General features: G+C 44.1%; 20 protein-coding genes. 3 read left to right on the forward strand and 17 right to left on the reverse strand.

From position 1 onward, the window contains the following. Positions 1-31 precede the first annotated feature (31 nt). From D7Y06_RS17780 to D7Y06_RS17815, 8 genes are all read right to left on the reverse strand, one after another. A complete protein-coding gene (locus tag D7Y06_RS17780; protein ID WP_120409078.1) occupies positions 32-1,384 on the reverse strand; it encodes an MATE family efflux transporter in 1,353 nt (450 codons plus the stop codon). After that, positions 1,381-2,403 carry a LacI family DNA-binding transcriptional regulator gene (locus tag D7Y06_RS17785; protein ID WP_120409097.1) on the reverse strand — a complete coding sequence of 341 codons (1,023 nt, stop codon included), beginning with the start codon at positions 2,401-2,403 and terminating at the stop codon, positions 1,381-1,383. Before D7Y06_RS17785 ends, D7Y06_RS17780 begins: the two co-directional genes overlap by 4 nt. A gap of 210 nt (positions 2,404-2,613) precedes the next feature. Then, positions 2,614-3,885: a peptidoglycan-binding protein gene (locus D7Y06_RS17790; protein ID WP_120409079.1), complete on the reverse strand. Its 1,272-nt coding sequence runs from the start codon at positions 3,883-3,885 to the stop codon at positions 2,614-2,616. An 84-nt stretch (positions 3,886-3,969) separates the two neighbouring features. Next, complete coding sequence (ilvN, locus tag D7Y06_RS17795) at positions 3,970-4,467, reverse strand: acetolactate synthase small subunit (RefSeq protein WP_120409080.1); 498 nt, start codon at positions 4,465-4,467, stop codon at positions 3,970-3,972. A gap of 12 nt (positions 4,468-4,479) precedes the next feature. After that, complete coding sequence (gene ilvB, locus D7Y06_RS17800; RefSeq protein ID WP_120409081.1) at positions 4,480-6,201, reverse strand: biosynthetic-type acetolactate synthase large subunit; 1,722 nt, start codon at positions 6,199-6,201, stop codon at positions 4,480-4,482. Further along, positions 6,201-6,695, reverse strand: a complete 495-nt coding sequence (locus tag D7Y06_RS17805; RefSeq protein WP_120409082.1) for a dihydrofolate reductase — start codon at positions 6,693-6,695, stop codon at positions 6,201-6,203. The genes ilvB and D7Y06_RS17805 overlap by 1 nt, the downstream gene beginning before the upstream one ends. A 57-nt stretch (positions 6,696-6,752) precedes the next feature. Continuing rightward, complete coding sequence (thyA, locus tag D7Y06_RS17810; RefSeq protein ID WP_120409083.1) at positions 6,753-7,598, reverse strand: thymidylate synthase; 846 nt, start codon at positions 7,596-7,598, stop codon at positions 6,753-6,755. 30 nt (positions 7,599-7,628) lie between these two features. Further along, positions 7,629-7,979: a hypothetical protein gene (locus D7Y06_RS17815; protein WP_120409084.1), complete on the reverse strand. Its 351-nt coding sequence runs from the start codon at positions 7,977-7,979 to the stop codon at positions 7,629-7,631. Positions 7,980-8,064: 85 nt separating this feature from the next. Here D7Y06_RS17815 and D7Y06_RS17820 point away from each other — a divergent pair, with 85 nt between their 5' ends. Continuing rightward, positions 8,065-8,301 carry a hypothetical protein gene (locus D7Y06_RS17820; protein ID WP_120409085.1) on the forward strand — a complete coding sequence of 79 codons (237 nt, stop codon included), beginning with the start codon at positions 8,065-8,067 and terminating at the stop codon, positions 8,299-8,301. Between the two features lie 48 nt (positions 8,302-8,349). Here the strand turns inward: D7Y06_RS17820 and D7Y06_RS17825 are convergent, their stop codons facing one another. The 9 genes from D7Y06_RS17825 to D7Y06_RS17865 all read right to left on the reverse strand — a co-directional run bounded on the left by D7Y06_RS17825 (position 8,350) and on the right by D7Y06_RS17865 (position 16,523). Next, positions 8,350-8,784 carry an FMN-binding protein gene (locus tag D7Y06_RS17825; RefSeq protein ID WP_199714754.1) on the reverse strand — a complete coding sequence of 145 codons (435 nt, stop codon included), beginning with the start codon at positions 8,782-8,784 and terminating at the stop codon, positions 8,350-8,352. Positions 8,785-8,847: 63 nt separating this feature from the next. After that, the gene (locus tag D7Y06_RS17830) at positions 8,848-10,935 is read right to left on the reverse strand and encodes an ABC transporter permease (protein ID WP_120409086.1); all 2,088 of its coding nucleotides are present in this window, start codon (positions 10,933-10,935) and stop codon (positions 8,848-8,850) included. Beyond that, complete coding sequence (locus D7Y06_RS17835) at positions 10,925-11,692, reverse strand: ABC transporter ATP-binding protein (RefSeq protein ID WP_120409087.1); 768 nt, start codon at positions 11,690-11,692, stop codon at positions 10,925-10,927. The genes D7Y06_RS17830 and D7Y06_RS17835 overlap by 11 nt, the downstream gene beginning before the upstream one ends. A 258-nt stretch (positions 11,693-11,950) precedes the next feature. Further along, positions 11,951-13,156: a site-specific integrase gene (locus D7Y06_RS17840; RefSeq protein ID WP_120409088.1), complete on the reverse strand. Its 1,206-nt coding sequence runs from the start codon at positions 13,154-13,156 to the stop codon at positions 11,951-11,953. An 85-nt stretch (positions 13,157-13,241) separates the two neighbouring features. Further along, positions 13,242-13,439, reverse strand: a complete 198-nt coding sequence (locus D7Y06_RS17845) for an excisionase (RefSeq protein ID WP_120409089.1) — start codon at positions 13,437-13,439, stop codon at positions 13,242-13,244. Then, entirely contained in the window at positions 13,432-14,544 is a 1,113-nt protein-coding gene (locus D7Y06_RS17850; protein WP_120409090.1) for a replication protein, read from the reverse strand. Before D7Y06_RS17850 ends, D7Y06_RS17845 begins: the two co-directional genes overlap by 8 nt. A gap of 127 nt (positions 14,545-14,671) precedes the next feature. Continuing rightward, positions 14,672-15,418, reverse strand: a complete 747-nt coding sequence (locus D7Y06_RS17855; protein WP_120409091.1) for an FtsK/SpoIIIE domain-containing protein — start codon at positions 15,416-15,418, stop codon at positions 14,672-14,674. After that, entirely contained in the window at positions 15,400-16,185 is a 786-nt protein-coding gene (locus tag D7Y06_RS17860; protein ID WP_120409092.1) for a hypothetical protein, read from the reverse strand. The genes D7Y06_RS17855 and D7Y06_RS17860 overlap by 19 nt, the downstream gene beginning before the upstream one ends. Continuing rightward, the gene (locus D7Y06_RS17865; protein WP_120409093.1) at positions 16,182-16,523 is read right to left on the reverse strand and encodes a hypothetical protein; all 342 of its coding nucleotides are present in this window, start codon (positions 16,521-16,523) and stop codon (positions 16,182-16,184) included. Before D7Y06_RS17865 ends, D7Y06_RS17860 begins: the two co-directional genes overlap by 4 nt. A 229-nt stretch (positions 16,524-16,752) precedes the next feature. Between D7Y06_RS17865 and D7Y06_RS17870 the strand changes: the two genes are divergently transcribed. Continuing rightward, positions 16,753-17,790: a hypothetical protein gene (locus tag D7Y06_RS17870; RefSeq protein ID WP_120409094.1), complete on the forward strand. Its 1,038-nt coding sequence runs from the start codon at positions 16,753-16,755 to the stop codon at positions 17,788-17,790. Between the two features lie 242 nt (positions 17,791-18,032). After that, complete coding sequence (locus tag D7Y06_RS17875; protein ID WP_120409095.1) at positions 18,033-18,866, forward strand: hypothetical protein; 834 nt, start codon at positions 18,033-18,035, stop codon at positions 18,864-18,866. The last annotated feature ends 163 nt before the right edge of the window (positions 18,867-19,029 follow it).

Here is a 19,029-nt window from a genome sequence, read left to right on the forward strand (position 1 = left end):
TGTACAGAAAATTGTAGGAACGAATTATTTCTCATCCCAACCTCCCCATCCAACTCCTCTTCTTAAAAATAATCAGAGAAATCCCAAGCCTTACACATTCCTCCATGGACAAGAGAAAATACACATGCCAAACCGGCAGTTTTAAGACAAACGCCCCAAAAAATCCCAGGGGAACACCAAAGAGCCATGTTCCCGCCATGTCAATAAACATAACATACTTTGTCTTTCCCCCGCTTCTTATAATTCCTCCCCCTAAAATCATATTTAAGACCTTTACGGGACAGACCAGCGCAAAGCTCACAAGAATATACCTTGTCATTTCCTGCAACAGCGGCCCCACATTATAAAGTCTTACATAAAATCTGCTCACCCCCAAAAAACACAGGGATAAAAAAACAGCCCCTGTCATGCCGTATCCCAGTATCTTTTTTGACTCCCGGAATGCCTTTTCGTACTGCCCCGCCCCTAAAGATTTCCCTGTAAGAATTCCCACAGCCTGGGACAGTCCGCTTAAAGCCCCAATCATTAAGGTCTGCACCGGTATAGTCATGGTCATAGCCGCACATTCCTCTGTCCCCATATTTCCATAAATTACCGTATAAATGTTTTCCCCCAGGCTCCACATAAATTCGCACACCAGAATCGGGCCAAGAATTTTTCCATACTGTTTTTTGTACTCTAGCGGACAGGATAAGTATTCTTTCATTTTTTCCAAACGAAAGGCAGCATTTTTTCTTCCCCTAAGCCTTACATAATAATACAGAAGGATTCCGGACATTGCAATCTGGGACAGAACTGTTGCAAACGCCGCTCCTTTTACCCCCATGTAGGGGAAAAACCATTTTCCGAAAATCAGAAGATAATTAAAACCCGTATTGAATGCCAAAGCTGCCACCCCTGCATATAAGGGCAGTGCGGCATGTTCCATACAGCGGAGCATTACCGTCACAATAGAGCTTACCGCCATTGGCAGAAAAGACAGGGCCAAAATCCTTATGTAATCTGCCGCCAGTTTCCGGGCCGTCTCATCTTTTGTATAAACCGCCATAATCCTGTCCGGAAACAGGGTGCACAAAAAAACAAAAAGAAACGCCAGCCCAACAGACATTGCCATATTCACATAAAAGCTTCTGTCTGTGGAATCTTCGTCCTGACTTCCCATATACTGGGTAATCATAATGCCCGCTGCAGAGGCAATAGCTGCAAGCACCACAGAGTAAAGGGACACAAACTTTCCCCCCAGGCCGATTGCCGCAATACTGTAGCTGCCAAGCTGCCCAATCATCACCTGGTCCACCACGCTGAAAGAAAACTGCAGCAGGGACTGCAGGGTTACCGGCAGGGCAATCTGAAACACTGTCCTGGCAAAAGATTCTTTTTTCATATTTTCCCTCCCCCATTCAGATTTTTCACACTGTCACGCTCCACAAGAAAAACCGGGAGCTTCACGGTAAAACGGTGCTCCGTACCCTTTTTTAATTTTTGGAGAATGGAAATGGCATGTTCCGCCCGCATTTTTGCATCCTGCCTTACTGTGGTAAGGGCCGGGCTGCTGTAACGGCACAGCACCGTATCGTCAAAACCCACCACGGAAATATCCCGTGGAATGCCATACCCTTTTTCTTTTAAAAAATGTATCAATTCTATGGCATAAAAATCGGAAACGGCAAAAACAGCCGTGTACTCTAATATTTCTTTCAATTTGTCCTCATAAAATTTTTTTCTTCTCTCCTCCTGCATTGGTATCTCCATAAAGCCCGGCGCATCCGGCTCCAGGGCTTCCCTGCACCCCTCTATGCGCTCCAAATCCATACAGATACAGTTGTCCGAAATGCAGAGAACTTTCCTGTGCCCCATATGTTTTAAATATTCCCCAACCTGGTATCCCCCGCCATGGTTGTCTATGGTGAGATTACAGATTTTTTCCGTCTCCTCAAAATAACCGTCATAAACCACAAAGGGAATATGCATATTTTCCCGGAGCTTTTTGCAGTCCTGCTGGCAATATCCCATAAGAACCAGCCCCTCCATGTTCCACATAGATGCAAAGCGGACAATATCCTCCCACTGGGATGTAACTTTTACCATCATAAAATATCCTGCCCTGTCAATTTCTCTGGACAATGCATTTATGGCGGAAGAGATAAAACCATCCTCCAGAACATGCCCCTCGTATTTTTCGTGGTCATTCACTACGATTCCTATAATTTTAGAATCGTTCTGCGCCAGCAAAATTCCCGCCATACTTGGGATATATGCCCTTTTTTCCAAAAGCTCCTGCACACGCTTTACCGTTTCATCGGAAACCTTCTTTGTCTTTCCATGTATCACATTTGACACAGTCGCCGTGCTAAGGCCCAGTTCCTGTGCAATATCACTGATTCTAATCCTCTCCTTCTCCACAATGCCGTCTCCTTCCTTACCATCTGCCCCACATAACTGCTGAGGTTGATTATAAGTATAGTAAAGCCGCCCGGACTTTTCAAAGGTTAAACCCATAACCCCAAACAAAAATAATCTGGTATTTTTGTCAAATCTGTACAATTCCAAGAAAAAAAAACTGCCGCCCGGCAGTTTTTTAAGCCAATGCAGCAGTTTAAAAGATATCATATTTTATGGATATAACTCCGCTATCCTTGTAACCCCCACATAAATCTCTGAAATTTTATACCATGTGGGATAATCCACCACGCCTGTAACCGGCAGCCCGAAAATCGACTGGAACTCTTCCACCGCCGCCTCCGTCCTGGGGCCGTAAACCCCGTCCGCCGCAATGGTGGGAATGGCAGGATATGCCCGGGAAATCCTTGCAAGCTGGGCCTGCATCTGCCGCACTTTTTCTCCCCTGGAGCCAACCTGTAAGTTTTCCCTGGGCCAGGAAGCAGGGATGCCTGAAATCTCGTCTGCCTCATTTACATATATGCTGCTGCCGTAATAGTAGCGCAGAATTTCAATAAAGTTGTAGCCCTGGTCTCCCAGGTATTTGGAACCCCATTGGGTCATCCAATTCGGGCAGCTCACTTTCTGCCCGTCACAATACTGGGTTAAAATCGGCTGTTTTACATTGGGTCTTGAAAGGTAATTGAGGAAAATCTCATCCACAATCCGGGAGATGTTGGAAAAGATATTTCTGCCGTAAATCCACTTGTGGTCAAAGGCTGTGGAGGATGTAATGGTAAAGTCATATCCTTTGTTCCTGTACCACTCCGTATATACACGATTTAGGGTAAAGGACATAATTGCCAGAATATTGGCACGTATCGTCGCATCCGGCCAGGTGGCATAAATTTCACTGGAAGCCACGTTTTTAATATAATCCTTATAGGTCACATAGTAGTCCATAGCCGTACTGTCTGTGGGTGCCCCGTCGTGTACAATAATATACTCCGGCACTACCACCCGGCTTAAAACAATCTCCCCGCTCTCATCTACCGGCTTTATCTCCGCTTCCGGAATTTTAGGCGGAAAATTCCCAAAAAGGGTATTTGCCGGAATCACAATATTATTAATGGGATTTAAAGAACTGTCCTGGGACAAAAGCCGCACTCTCTGCACCGACCGCTCCCCCGGCAGAAGCTGGACTCCGGATACCGTAACGGTAGTGTAACCCACAGCGCTGACACGAACCGTATACTCCGCATAAGGCTGCTGTTCCGATGGCTCCATACTATACTCCAAAGGCGGGGTATCCAACATAATCCCTTCTGTCTGCCCGGAAGAATTGGTAATCACCTTCTCTATGCTGCCGGATGGGTCCCCTGTATAGGATATTTCCACCGTTGCATTTTCAATAGGGAGAGTGCCGGAAGCGCTTTCCACATTTACCTGCAGGCTCCCTTCGTCCGGGTTATCTGACTGTAGATACCTGATATTTTGTTTTGACATATCCTGTCTGTCCTCACAATACTTCTCACTACAGTATATGTAAAATTTTTCTTCCGGTGATTGCCTGATGCCAAAAGTTTTCTGTTATCTGCAGGAAGTGCTGATAGACTCAATTGCCACAGCCCCTCCCCGGACAATCTCAATATGCCTGTACTTGCTGCGCAAAAGGGCAATCAGCTCATTATTCCTGCGCTCTGTGAGCTTGCACTCCAAAAGCACGCTGTCCGTGCCGATATCCGCCACCTGGACATTGAACACCTGGGCAATCTGGAACACCTCTTCCTTCTCCGCCGTGGTGCAGTGGAGGACTTTAGCAAACAAAATCTCCTTCATATGCAAAGGCACGTTGGTAAGGTCAATCACCTTAATCACTTCCACCATGCGGTTTAACTGCTTTTTTATCTGCTCAAAGGTAATATCGTCACTGGTAACGCAGATGGTCATTCTGGACACGGATTCATCTTCTGTCGTCCCCACGGTAAGGCTTTGGAGATTATAGGATTTGGCAGAAAACAAACCGGAAACTTTTGCCAGAACACCCACTTGATTTTCCACATATAACGCAATCCATCTGTTTTTCATTGTCCGCCCCTCCTATTTTAAAATCATCTCGCTCATAGGGTTGCCTCCCTTTACCATGGGAAGCACAAGTTCATCGCTAGAAATCATAAACTCAATAATTGTGGGCACATCCTTCTGCAGTTTTGCCTCTTCCAATGCAGGAAGGATTTCCTCCGCCTTATGTACCCGTATGCCACGGGCATTGTAGGCTTTTGCAAAGGCCATAAAATCCGGAACGTACGGAGGACAATTTTCCCCCGGCCCTTTACAGTCCAAGGGACAGGTAATCCTCCTTCTAAGACAGGTGGCCTCATAGCGTTTCCCGTAAAAGAGCTGCTGCATCTGCCGCACCATCCCCAGATACTGGTTGTTTAAAAGACAGATAATCACCGGGGAATGTTCCGCCACCGCAGTTGCCATCTCCTGCATATTCATCTGGAATCCCCCGTCCCCTGTAATACAGATAACGGGTACTTCCGGATTCCCAATCTTGGCCCCCACTGCCGCCGGGAAACCAAATCCCATGGTGCCAAGTCCCCCGGAGGTAATAAACTGCTTCTTTCCCCCAAACTCCAGATACTGGCTGGCCCACATTTGATGCTGTCCCACATCTGTTACAAGAATGGCCTCCTCAAAAGCCTGGTTGATGCCCTCCATAATCATCTGGGGGGTCATTCCCTTATCTTTCCGCATTTGTAAGGGATTTTCCTCCTCCCAGGCCCGGATTTCCTCCAGCCATTTTTTTGTCTTTTTGGGCTCCGCCCACTCATTTAATTTGTCCAGTGCAAGTTTGGCGTCAGCAACAATGGGAACGTCCACCACCACATTTCTGGAAATAGAAGCGGTATCTATGTCAATATGCACAATTTTCGCCTTAGGGGCAAACTCGTTTAAATCCCCGGTAATCCGGTCATTAAACCGGGTGCCGATGGAAAACAGCACATCGCACTGGCTCACCGCCATATTTGCCGCATATCTCCCGTGCATCCCGCAGTTTCCCACATAGTAGGGATGGTGGGCTGGAAGCGCTCCTTTTCCCATAACAGTGGTAACTACAGGGACTTTCATTTTTTCCACCAGAAGAAGAAGCTCCTCTTGGGCCCTTCCGATATGGATTCCGCCCCCTGCAAGAATCAAAGGCTTTTCCGCAGATTTTAAGAGTTTGTACGCCTTTTTTAACTGTCCCACATGAACGCTCTCATTGGGCTTATACCCACGAATGGAAATTTTTTCCGGATACACAGAGTCCCCGGATTCCGTCTGGATATTTTTGGGCAAATCAATAAGGACAGGCCCTGGCTTTCCTGTGGATGCAATGTGAAAAGCCATTTTTATAATTTTTCCCAGGTCTTTTCTCTCCCGCACCGTCACACTATATTTTGTAATATTCCTGGTCATCCCCACAATATCCACTTCCTGAAAAGCGTCGTTGCCGATTAAGTTTAAGGGAACCTGGCCGGTAAAACACACCAGAGGGATACTGTCGTAATGGGCGTCCGCAAGGCCGGTAATGGTGTTTGTAGCCCCGGGCCCGGATGTCACAAGACAGACTGCTGTTTTACCAGTGGCCCTTGCATACCCTTCCGCCATATGCACAAGGCCCTGCTCATGCCTGGGAAGTACAAGACGGATGCCTTCGGTTTTGTAAAGTTCATCCATCAAATCCGTCACCATGCCGCCGGGGTAGCCGAATATTGTATCAACGCCTTCTTCCTGCAAGGCCCTAACAAACAATTTTCTTCCTGTAATATCCATCAATCCTCACACCTCTCATATTTTATCCAATGAAATTCTATATCAAAATAGGTCTGCTCCTCGCTTCTTGCCGTAATCTTCCACTCCGGCCGCTGGTCCAGATTGGGAAAATAGGTATCCGCCTCATAGGCGTAGTCCACTTTTGTCACATGGGCCACATGGCACAAATCAAGAAACATCCGGTAAATACTTTCCCCTCCGATAATATAGATATCTTCGCTGTCATACTTTTTTAACTCCTCCAAAACCTCCTCTTTGGAGTGGAGACAGAGAGCGCCTTTTACCTGATAAGAAGGGTTAGAAGTCAAAACAATATTCGTCCTGTTTTTTAAAGGCAGTCCGTTTGGAAAACTCTCCAATGTCTTTCTCCCTATGACCACCACTTTCCCCGTGGTACTTTCCCGGAAAAACTTCATGTCCGCAGGAATCCTCACCAAAAGCTTATTGTCTTTTCCAATGCCCCAGTTTTTATCCACATTTACAATTAAATTCATCTTTTTCCCCCTTTTGCGTCCGTTATCTATATTTCAGTTTTTCTCATTCAGTTATGTTTACACGGCAACAGGTATATTTTTCATCTGTTCCCCTGTGACGTAATTTTCCAGTTTTACATCCTCCGGGGTAAAATCATAGAAATCTTTTACCTTGGGATTCAGCCAGAATGTGGGCGCCGGGTGCTGCTCCCTGTCTATTAGCTCTTTTACCAGCGGAATATGCCTGTCATAAATATGGGCGTCCGCAATGACATGCACCAGTTCCCCTGCTTTCATACCGCAGACCTGGGCGAGCATGTGGAGAAGCACTGCATACTGGCACACATTCCAGTTGTTTGCGGTTAAAATATCCTGGGAGCGCTGGTTTAAAATCCCGTTTAAGGTAAGTCCTTCCCCTTTTTTCTGGGTTACATTAAAGGTCATACTGTAGGCACAGGGATACAGGTTCATCTCATGCAAATCTGCGTGAACATAAATATTTGTCATAATCCGGCGGCTGAAAGGATTGTGTTTCAGGTCAAATATCACCCTGTCCACCTGGTCCATCATCCCCTCTTTGTAACTGTGCTTTACCCCCATCTGATAGCCGTAGGCCTTGCCGATGGAGCCGTTCTCATCCGCCCACTCGTCCCATATGGAACTGTTTAAATCATGGATATTGTTGGACTTTCTCTGCCAAATCCAAAGCATCTCATCCGTACAGCTTTTAATGGCAGTCTTTCTTAAGGTAATTGCCGGAAATTCTTTTGACAAATCGTATCGGTTTACCACGGCAAACTTCTTTATGGTGTAGGCGCTTGTACCGTCCTCCCATTTGGGGCGCACCTTCTCCCCCTCCGTGCTCATGCCGTTTTCCAAGATATCTTTACACATTTCCACAAAAACTTTGTCTGCGTAACTCATAACACTTAACTCCTCATCATCATCTTTATGTCAGGTTATTTTATACATTTGCATACAAACCGCTTTCCGCTTCCATAAATTCGTCTTCTGTATAGCCGCAGGAGATACTTCGGACTTTTTGCAAATTATCATAGTCACTGTGATAAAATTCATTTTCTTATGGTAAGCAGTAAAATGGATATCGAAAAATATTTTTCCCTTCCCAGGAATATAATCCTCTGTGTTGGATACGTTTACACGACCTATATTTGAAAGCCCTGCATCCAATGGTCTTATACCGGTTTCAATGTCTTCACCAATACTGGCCATTATATCCTCAAATTCCTGCTGCATTGTTTCTATTATACTGGATATGTGCAATAATATCAATGATTTTCCCACTTAAGCAGTTCTGCATAAATACTTGTATCTTACAGGAAATTGGTGTACAATATATAAGTTATAAAACGTTTCAAAGGAGAATTGCATGAGCCAGAAAAAAGTAGACCAATATAAAAAAGAAAAAGCAAACCGCAAAGAAATCTTAAAAAAACAGAAAATGAAAAATAATGCGGTCCGCGCTCTGGGCGTTGTTATCTGTGCCGCCCTTTTAGGATGGGCAGGCTATTCCGGATATCATCTGTGGGAAAATTCCCGTCCGGCAGTTACCACGGAAATCGACACCAATGCCCTGACAGAATACTTAGGTGGATTACAATCTTAGGCCTAAAAAACAGAGAGTATCTGAAAAATCCAGATGCTCTCTGTTTTTTTATGGGGCTGTTTCTGCTTTTTTCAATGCAGATTTCACTGCATTTAAAATGACCATGGATGTGTAAGGGTTATCTTCGCTGTAGGCAATGTTATCTGTGGACTGCTTTTCACAGACCTGACTGGCAATCTCCTGTACCGCCGGCTCCATCAGGGGATACATCGTTGTCACAGTCTCATCCAGATTTACCAGGGATACCGACTGTATTCTGCTCTCATCCACCACCACCTGCACATCTATTGTATTGTCATTAAACTGAATCGTTGAGGTATATACGCCTGCCACATAATTCATGGTCTCTGCTGTTTTCTTGCTTTCCTTTGGCAAAAACATAAAAATTAAAAGCAGTATCAGCAATATTCCAAGACCTGCAAATATCAGCGTATAAATCATCTCTTTCATATGCAGAACTACTATTTTTGTCTTAGCGCTCAACCTTACATCCTCCGATTCTTCTGATTAGTAAAGTGTATTCGCTAATGCCTTCGTCTATGCCAACTATTTTTCCACATTCCGTTTAAACCCGATATAGGTCAGTATAAAATACAAAGAATATATTCCCATAAAAAACAAGGAAGAAATTAAAAAATACATAAAACCCGGGGTTTTTATCCCGGTATAAAAATTAAATTTGCCCCCTGTATAAACTGCAATCACCCCGCTTATTGCCAGGGCGGCAAGCAATGGACACCCGTAATACCAGAGAAGCTGTTTTAAAATAATCCCGGAAATTTCCCCTCTGCTGTACCCAATCTGGGAAAGCACCTGGTAGCGGAATTTATATTTTGCAGAATCGGATAGCTGCTGTACGGAAAGAACCGTTAAGGCGACGCACAAAAAAACCAGCCCTACATAAAACAGCGGGAAAACAATAGCGAAAAGCATATATTTAATTTCCGGAATCGCATTATCCCTCACAATATTTTTCATCGCATAAACCACAATGGTATCGGAGCCGCAACAGAAATTTCCCAGTTCCTCTTCTTCCGCTGCCTCCTCTGTCATTACTTGCCCCTGGTTGTTATATTTATATCCTTCGCTTTCCAAATCGTCCAGCTTATCATTCAGGCCAGAAGGAGCCTCCCCTTTTAAATCCGCTGCAAGTTCTGCGTAATAGGGCCTCATTTCTTTTATGGCAGCATCCGGCACAATAATCAAATAATCCCCTCCATTGTGCCCGTCCTGGGAAAACCCTTCCGTGTAATACCCTGCAAAAGACAGTTCCCCGTCACCTCCCTGTATGGAAAGTTCCCCTGAAAAATCTCCCGTCTCCAAAAACACCCGCTCTTTCATATGAATGGCATAGGCATTTTCTTCCAGGGTAATTTCAGAAAGCCCAATCATTTTTCTGAGATGGTTATAATCCGAGAGGCACATATAAGTATCCAAATCACAGTAAGTCATATCACCATTCTCTTTGATTTTCTCAAAATCCGGTGTGTTATCCTCTTTCAGATACTCCCTGCCAAACAGTCTCAAATGGGTGTACAGCCATGTATTCATCTGGTTTGTTCCGTTTTCATAGATACAGTACCTGTAATACTCCTCCACATCCGCTTCTTTTTCCAAAAGTTCCATTTCCCTGCGAAAATCATCCTCAGGGTCACAACTGTTTATCTGCAGGTCAAAAGGATATTTATCCTTAAGGATTTCACTCTGGAAATGGTTAAACATAAAGGCCACGGCACTTCCCAAAAGTGCCAGGGTAAACAGTGCGGTAAGACTTCCCATGGTAAAACTCATGGTTCTAATCTTTGCGGAAAACTGGCGCAGCAAAAACAGGGTATTCCCCCGGTACATCCCGTCTCTTCTCTCCCTTAAATAGCAGAATATCCATGCGGAAACCCCGGTGTAAAAAAGATAAATCACAAGGACAAGGCCTACAAGAAACAGGACTAAAACCCCGGTGTCCCAGTTTTTGTAACAGAACAAAAATAACCCGAATATCACAAAAAACACCAGGGAAACCGGCAAAAGCACCCGTTTTCCCCTCTCATGGCTTTCTTTTATCTCTTCATTCTTTTTCTGGCTGTCCATCAAATCGTGGATATTCATTTTTTTAAACCTTCTTTTACAGCGGAAAAGCGCCAGAAGATAACAAAAGAAATAACACGAAAACGTCATCAAAAGGCTGTTTTTGTTAAATTCCAAATGCAGGTGATAATCCATCTGCACCATGGCATAAAAAACAGACATTAAAATCTGCTGAAGCAAAATTCCAAATACAAGACCTGCTGCAAAAGCTCCCGCCCCAAGGATAAGGTTTTCCCGGATATAAAGCTTTGCAATCTCCTTCTTTTTAAACCCAATCAAAAGATAAATTCCGAATTCCCTGCTTCTTTTTTCCAATATAAAGCGAACCATGTAATTGATAAGCCAAGCTATAATCAGAAGAATAAAAAATGTGGCAAGCCCAATCATAACCTCCATAATTCCGGCAGTCTCAAACATATTCAGTAAATCCCTGGAAAATAAAAGGGTGTTAAAGGAAAACATCAAGGCCGTCACCACCGCCATAGTAAAAAAATACACCAGATAATCCCTTGCCGAACGCCTGACATTTTGAACCGCCAATTTAAACATCATTTTGAAATTCACCTCCCGTCAGGGACAAGACATCTAAAATTTCATTTAAAAATGCCCGGCGCCCGTTCTCCCCGGCAATCAGCTCATGAAAAATTTTTCCGTCCTTTAAAAAGAGAATGCGGCTGCAATAGCTGGCGGAAAAAGCATCGTGGGTCACCATAAAAATAGTCGCCCCAAAGCGTTTATTCATATCAGTAAAAGTCTCCAAAAGCGTCTGGGCTGCCTTGGAATCCAGAGCCCCGGTAGGCTCATCCGCCAAAAGAAGCCGGGGATGGTTTGCCAGTGCCCTGGCACAGGCACAGCGCTGCTTTTGTCCCCCGGAAATCTCATAGGGAAATTTATCCCTCACCTGGGAAATTCCAAGGAGTCTGAGCAAATCATCACATTCCTTTTTTACCTTCTCTTTTCCCTTTTTGTGCAGTGTCATGGCAAGGACAATATTCTCCTCTACGGTAAGGGTATCCAAAAGATTGTAATCCTGAAAGACAAATCCCAGGTTATTTTTCCGAAACTCTGAAAGTTTATCTTCCGACAGTTCCGTAATATCCTCCTCATCGTAAAAAATATGTCCCGCAGTCACATGATCAATGGTGGAGAGCATATTTAAAAGAGTGGTTTTTCCGGAGCCGGAGGCCCCCATCACCCCGATAAATTCCCCTGTCTCCACCGTAAAACTTACCCGGTCCACCGCCTTTGTCACATGGCTGCCACTGCCGTAATATTTTTCCACATCGCAAATGCGTATCATTTTCTTCACTCCTGTCCATATAATTCCCTATTACTATAACAGGAAATCCATATGGATGGTATAGGATTCTCTTTCATTTACATTACAGTTTTGTAAGGATTCGGGGATTTTATATAGAGTTTCATATGTTCTCATATCTTCTCATAGCATTGATTTTACTGGATTTGTACACCTTTTCCCTTTCTGTATCTTCTTAAAAGATTTCATATGTTTTCAGGAAATTGGTGTAAAATTGGTGTAGAAGTTAGTGTAAGTAGTGGTGTACGTTTACACCTTTTCTTGGATATGTTCTTTAAAGGTGTCAAGGACACGTTCTTCGGTCACATGGTTATAAAACCGCATAGTCGTATAAGATGACTTATGCCCCATAATGTATTGCAGGACTGATACATCCATCCCCTCCCTGGCGTACATGGTGCATCCTGTATGCCGGAGTATTTTCGGGGTGAACCCTTCTATCTTCTCCTTTGCAGACAGATTGTATTCCGTTACCATGCGGCACATTTCAGAACGCAGTTCTGCCGGGCGGTATGCACTGCCGTCTTTCTGGAAAAGGAATCCCCTCACGCCGTCAATGCATAAATCGTCCCCTGCCTGTTCCGCTAATCCCTTTAATACCTGTAACAGGTTTTCCTTTAACGGAATCTTCCGGATATTCCTGCCCTTCGTCTTTGATATGTGGAGCCTGCTGGTTTCCTCACCCTCCGCTTTATAAAACAAAAGCTGTTTATCAATGGTGAGTATACCCTTCTCAAAATCTATGTCTGATTTCGTGACGGCTATGCACTCCCCGGTACGCACCATGGTTTCACGCATCAGAAGAAAGATTGGGTACATCCCCCTGTCATTCTCCCGCACGTATTGAAGCAGTGCCGCATCCTGCGCCTTTGTGAGGGTTTTCGTTTCCTTCTGGCTCCCCTCAATGTTATCCAGGGCACGCCGACAGGGGTTTTTGCCAATCAGCTCCATGCTGTCCATGGCATAGTTGAATACAGAGTTTAACAGTTTATGGAAAAACAGGGCTGTGCCATAGGATAAGCCGTTTTCTATAAGCCCGCTGTAAAACAGGATGATATCTGCCCTGCATATGTCTGTAACCTTTTTATGCCCAAGCGCCGTATCCTTCACATTCTTATCCCATTCGCTCCGGTAGTTCCTCTTCGTTGTCACGGCAAGCGCTTTCCCCTTATGCCTTTTCTGTTCCAGATAGATGTCAAACACTTCATTGAGCGTGAGTTTCTTCGCCTGTATGGAACTGCCGCCCTTTAGCATCAGGCTGATTTCTTCCTCTTTTTCCCTTAAGGACGCATCCTCCTTTTTTCCTTTCGGTGTGCGGTCAAGTTCCGTCAGCCGCCAGCTGTACACGGTCTGTCTTTTCCCGGCCAGGTCTGTATACCGGTACATATACATCCCGTCTTTCCTCTGCCCTTCGCCTGTCCTTAGATTCCTTCCTTTATTGTCTTTTCTGCTCATGGTATCGCTCCTTCCATTGTGGAAATGAAAGGGCAGTTATGACATTTCCATTATACCATAACCGCCCCCGTAAGCCAGATGTTTTTTAGAGATAGTCCCTGCTGTTTATGTATTTCTCAAATGCTTCCCGCTTGATAAGCGTCTTGTTTCCGACGGCCAGCACAAATTTTCCGCCGTCCAGCCTTATAAGCTCCCTCAAACGGTTTTCCCCGATATTGGTGTATTCTGCACATTCCTTTATGGTAAGGGCGTATTTTTCCCATACCGGGACAGCGTTACCCATGTTTCCCCTCTTTGTCAAAGGGCGTCCCCTCATCCTCCGGGACGGACAAAAAACCGTATAGGTATTGTTCCATGGTATAGAGGGCCACCCTGTTATCCTTGAATACCTTTACCTTTTGGATTCTCCGTAAGAAGGCACGCCACGTCTCCCGTTCCGTCCTCTGCTGTGTGTCATACTGGAGACGGAGGTCAATGTTTGATACAATGAACACAACGGTATAACAGGCCGTCCTGTCATTGTAACGGCAGGGAAGGGAAAGGGGATAGCCGTCAAGGTAATTGAGCATGTCCGAAAGGGGAAGGGAACTGCGGAACTCGTCAAACAGGATGACAGGCTCATTTTTGTACCCGTCAAAGGGGTGGGCATAGCTGGTGATACGGTACACATTGATGTAGCCGTATTCTTCCATGACGCTCCTTGTCTTGCCGGAACCGGTGTCGCCCCAGATGTAGGTCACGTCCAGTTCCCGGAATCTCTTCTTGTATAAATCCCGGTAAATGGTCTGGCGCACCTTTTCCATCCGTTCTATGTGGTTTAAGTATTCCGGGTTGGAATCCAGTATCTCGTAATCGCTTGCCCCCTGTTTTATCATGTCGTAAAGGTCAGCCAGGTCATTCCTTGCCCCCTGGCGTTCTATGGGCATTTCCCCGTATTCCTCATGGGTGTCCCTAAGGTTGGTTTCATGCTTTTTGTCTTTCTCCCATTTTCCCTCTTTAAATACATAGTCCCTGTTCTGTATGGAAGTCCCCCTTGCCAGTTCGATATGAGCAGTAGGGAACTTGTTCTTTAAAGTGCTGAAACGCACAGGGGACATACAGCAGATATAGATATGGGTATGGTGCGTACTGCCCATTTCATCACTCATGCAGTAATACTGCACAGGCTTTATCTGGGACAGCAGTTCCTTTAATGCATCATGGGACAGCCCTTTTTTTGCAGGGTTGTTGATGGTAATCTGCCATTTCCTTGACTGTTTGTCATTTTTATCTGGGACAGGCCTGTCAGGATTATCCTTCCTGTTATCATCAGATATGTTATTATCCGGTTTCTTATCAGATATTATATTTTCTTTTGTATTATTAGGTTTATTTTCTTCTGGTATCATTTTTTATCACCTCTTTTTTATCCGTCTGCTACATGCGACAGAAGTGTCCTAAGGTAATACTTGCCGGACACTTGCTTGCCCGTACTCTGCCCCCCTTACGGGGGGGGACAGGACGGGCAGAAATGTGTCAGCTGTCTTTGTATGACAGCAGTCCTTTTATGTGTTTTTTCCAGTTGACTATGTTCTGTATCCGTGGAAAGGTCACTTCCTGCAAGGGATGCCCGTCAGCTAAGAGGATGCCCTCCCCCCGGCGGTATATCTTATCCGGGATATCCTCGCCGGTAAAGACCATGCCTTTTTGTTCCCTGCTCATCCGCCCAAGCCCAAGTATGACCATAAAGTTATCCCTTGCCCCGTTGCCGAAAAGGGAACTGTCCGCCCTCTGGGTAACGACCCAGACGCCGAAATTTATCCCCCTCCCAAGCATCAGGATTTCAGATACAGCGTTAAGGACGTTATTGCAGTTTTTGGTCTTGTCCTGCCTGTCTTTTCCTGTGAGGTAGTTTACAAACGCCGGGTACTCGTCAAAGATGAGGAGATGGCGTTTTTCGTTCCGTCCCTTTGTCCTGGCATCACAGAACTTGGCATAATAGTCAAGGATGCCCTGATAACAGTTGTCCCCGCTGTAATAATGGGGATGCCCTTCTAAAAATGCAAAGTCCGTGGAGTTTTTAAAGTCCAGGAAGTAGACGCAGGTTTTGGGGCTGGATTTCAGCAGGCTCCCGAGAATGTACAAAAGCGCATAGCTTTTCCCGGAACCGCTGGAACCAGTGATAAGTGCGTGGCAGTGGCTTTTTATGTCAAGCCGTATCTGCTTTGGATGATATTGCAGGGAGGGGGTTAAATACCCCCAGTTTACGGTTTCTTCTTCCATGTTTCGCTTATGCCTTTTCCACCAGAGGGGAGGGCGTCCTCTGCTGTGTCGATTTCACGCCTGTACCTGGCATATTCGTCAGATGGAAAGACGGCATGGAGAATCAGTATGTTTCCCACATCTTCGATAGTGTCAATGACAACGCCGTCATGGAAATTCCCATAATCATCCTGAAATTTTTTCAGTTTTATGCTTGGAAAAGCCCCGGATTCTATCTTGTGGGACAAGTCTGCCTGGAAGACGGCTTTAAACTCCTCCAGGTCGTTTTCATTGTACTGTGTCCTTATGTCCTCCTTCATCAGCCGGAACTGATAGAAACACAGGCTGTCCCTTAGGATATAACGGGATTCCGGCATCTCGATTTCGCCAAGGAGGCGGGGGACCCTGCCCCCGATATCCGGCGCAGATGCCTTTGCCGTCTGGAAGATGATGTTCCGCATAACGGGATAACCGTTCTCCGCCTGAACCATGGTGTCAGAGGGGACAGCTGGCGCAGAGTTTTCCTCTGGCTTGTCCTTCCTGTCCCTTATAAAAACATAAAGCCAGAAAATAAAGCCGGATGCGACGACCAGGTTCAGATGGTGCGCCAGCATATACTTTGTAACCATTACGACTGCAAAGGTTATGAACAGGATTCCCGACATGGAAACCAAAAATAACAGCGTTTGTTTCGGGAATTTTTTGTTCTCCTCATTTTCGTCCCTCTTTTTCCAAAACCATTTGACCGGGAATGTTGCTAACGATGCTAAAAATTCTAATAATCTCATGACTGTACCTCCATACTTTCAGCGGATGCGGATAATGCATACTCGCCGGAATTGGTGCGGTAAAAACGGCCGCACAGGTTTTTAAAAGCTGCTTTCACAGAACCGCCTTTCTGCTGTATCTGTTCATTTGTAATGATTGGTTTACTGCCCTTTACTTTGACAATCACCTTTTCGTACTGGTTGTCCGTAAAGACAGCTTTGTACTTGATGTGCGTTACGTTGTCGGTGGCTCTGCCGTTGACATACTCATACCCGTCACTCACAGACAGGAGAATCCCTGTTCCTGCTGGATTTCTGCTTATCTGCTGGGGGGTTAAAATGATGTCGCTTATATTCATTGGCTAACTGCTCCTTTCTGCATTGCAATGCGTTAAATATTTTTTTGCTTAAGCCGGCCTTATCTTAACAGTTTTTTTTCTGCCCCAAAAGGGCCAGAAAAAAGGGGTGGAAAATCATCTTAAAAAATGTCCCGGGTAACGCAACGGCAGGGCGTACAGAAGGATGTTCTATTATATAAAAGCAATATATACTAAGTTATTGACAGACATTACGGGGGGGGTATAATGTGTGTGGGATTTAAAGGAAAACCTGGCATTTATCAAACGCCAGACAAAAAGTGGAAGGAGAAAAAAGAATATGAATACTTATGATGGAAAAAGAATCTCATTTGTCAGGGAAGTATGTGGGATTGTGCGTCAGGAGGTGGCGGAAAAGAAACTGGAACAGGATGTAGGAAGGAACAAAAATGTCATCCTGCATGATGGAGACACAGACGACGCCATTGAGATTTTAAAGAAGGTGGAAACAAGAAAAACAAAAAAGGATACGTCAGAACCCTTTGTCAATGCCCTTATTGCGGTTATAAAGGAAAGACAGCAGGGCATTCCCTCCAAAAGCGAGATTTCTATTGAGGAAAAGGTAATCATGAGATTTGGCAGTACGGTTACAGAAGAGATTTTTTACAATGATTCCGCATATATTGCATTTCACCTCGATGTGTACCAGTACCTGGAATCCGAAAACTACCTGGATTATTACTATAAAAAGTTGAAAAAACGGTTTCTACGCCTGCCCGGCTGGATACGGCATGCACCAAGTGAAGATGAAATCATTGAAATGGATATGAGATGCAGGGAATACCAGAAAGATGGATTGAAAGAGATTATCTATTCATTCCAGGAAGAAGGGATATTGTTTGTGGTTCAGAATTGGGAGCAGTTGATCCAGCTGGGAAGGTATTGCTCCAATGTAGACCTGCCGGAGTTTATTTCTGATTTTAAGAAAACAGATTTTAACAAGGTGATGGAAAAAATGAATAAGGAGTGCAGACTGGAACCCTTAGAACTAATGGAAAACGCAATCCAATATTCCTTTCTCGCTGATTTAGAATTTGTGCCGGGTAAAAAAGTCAAAGTTGGCAAAAACATAGAAAAAAGGTTAGACGAACTCATGGAGAAGGAAAGAGGGACAGATTTGGATTACCTTACCCCTATTTTAGAAAATATGGATTTTATTACAAAAGAGAATATGAATGTCCTGTTTAAAGTAGCCTGCTCCATGGGAGGGGTTGTGTATGGAGAAGGAGAGATTGAGTTAGATTTTTGACAAGCTTAAAGTTTTTGGAAAACATAGTACTTTAAGTATTGTTTATTTCAGAGCATACGGCTTTTACTGTTTTACATAATTTACAGACAGGCGTAAGTCTGCCTTGTTGTAATTATGTCAGCTATTTTTATACTAAGGAAAATTTTCAAAAGAATTTGATATTTGGGGGCGATTAAATTGAAAGTGTAAAAGCGTATCCAAAAAAGGAAATTAAAATACATCGAAAGGAAGGAAATTTCAATATGAAAAATTTAATCAAGAAAACAATCGTAATGTTACTTGTAGTTTGTAGTTTAGTTTCAACAGTAGGAGTTCAACCGGTTGAGGCTCATATAGGATTACCGAAGTTAGAAATCCCTTACCCAAAGGGTCCTACTAAGTCTAAATCTTTGAATGGTAAGAAAGCAACATTGGAGGGTGTATATTGTAATCAGGATTTGTTAGTTGTTATATTTAATCCTATGACAGACTATGATGCTGGTAAAAATGTTATGCTAGAAGTGCAGAAAAAATACAAGGGTAAATATGTACGTTGTGCAGATGGAGGGTTATTATTATGGGACAAAACTCCTGATGATTATTGTACATTTGGTGTTGACCATCTGGGTTTAAAACCCGGAGATAATATAAGAGTTAGAGTAATGTACTACAGGTCTGATAATAATAAGAAAAAACATTTCGAAACAAAATGGTCAAAATGGTATAACATTAAGGTAAAAAAGAATAAAACAATAAACAAAAACATAAAATGCAAAGTGACAAAGAATAAGAGAGGCATTTTAATGTTTCAGGCAGATAAATGTGACGGATATGTCGTTGAATTCTGCAAAAATAAAAAGTTTAAGACGAAATATACTTATATACCTAACTATGGATTTCACCGTGAAACAGATGTTGAAACCCATATTGTAATATCCAACAGTGCAATAAAGCAGAAGGATCCTGTGTATGGTGGTAGGGGTTGCGATGGTTGGCCAAATTTACACCGTGGAATGTATGCTCGTGTGACACCAATAGAACTTTTCTCAGATGGGCAGATAAAGTATTATCCACGTTCCAAGGTAATCAAGCTATAGGAAAAACACATGTCAAAGAAGGATTTAACAGCCAACGTTCTTAAGAAACAAGCAAAGGAGCATTGCAAGAGAAGGAGAAGTTCATTCGATTAGGTAGTGTAAATAAGTTTGTGTTTTTGGAAATAAATGGCTCCTTTTTGGTAAGAATTAGGATATGCAAATT

The sequence above is a fragment of the Roseburia sp. 1XD42-69 genome, assembly GCF_003612565.1.
Taxonomy (GTDB): Bacteria; Bacillota; Clostridia; order Lachnospirales; family Lachnospiraceae; genus Roseburia_B.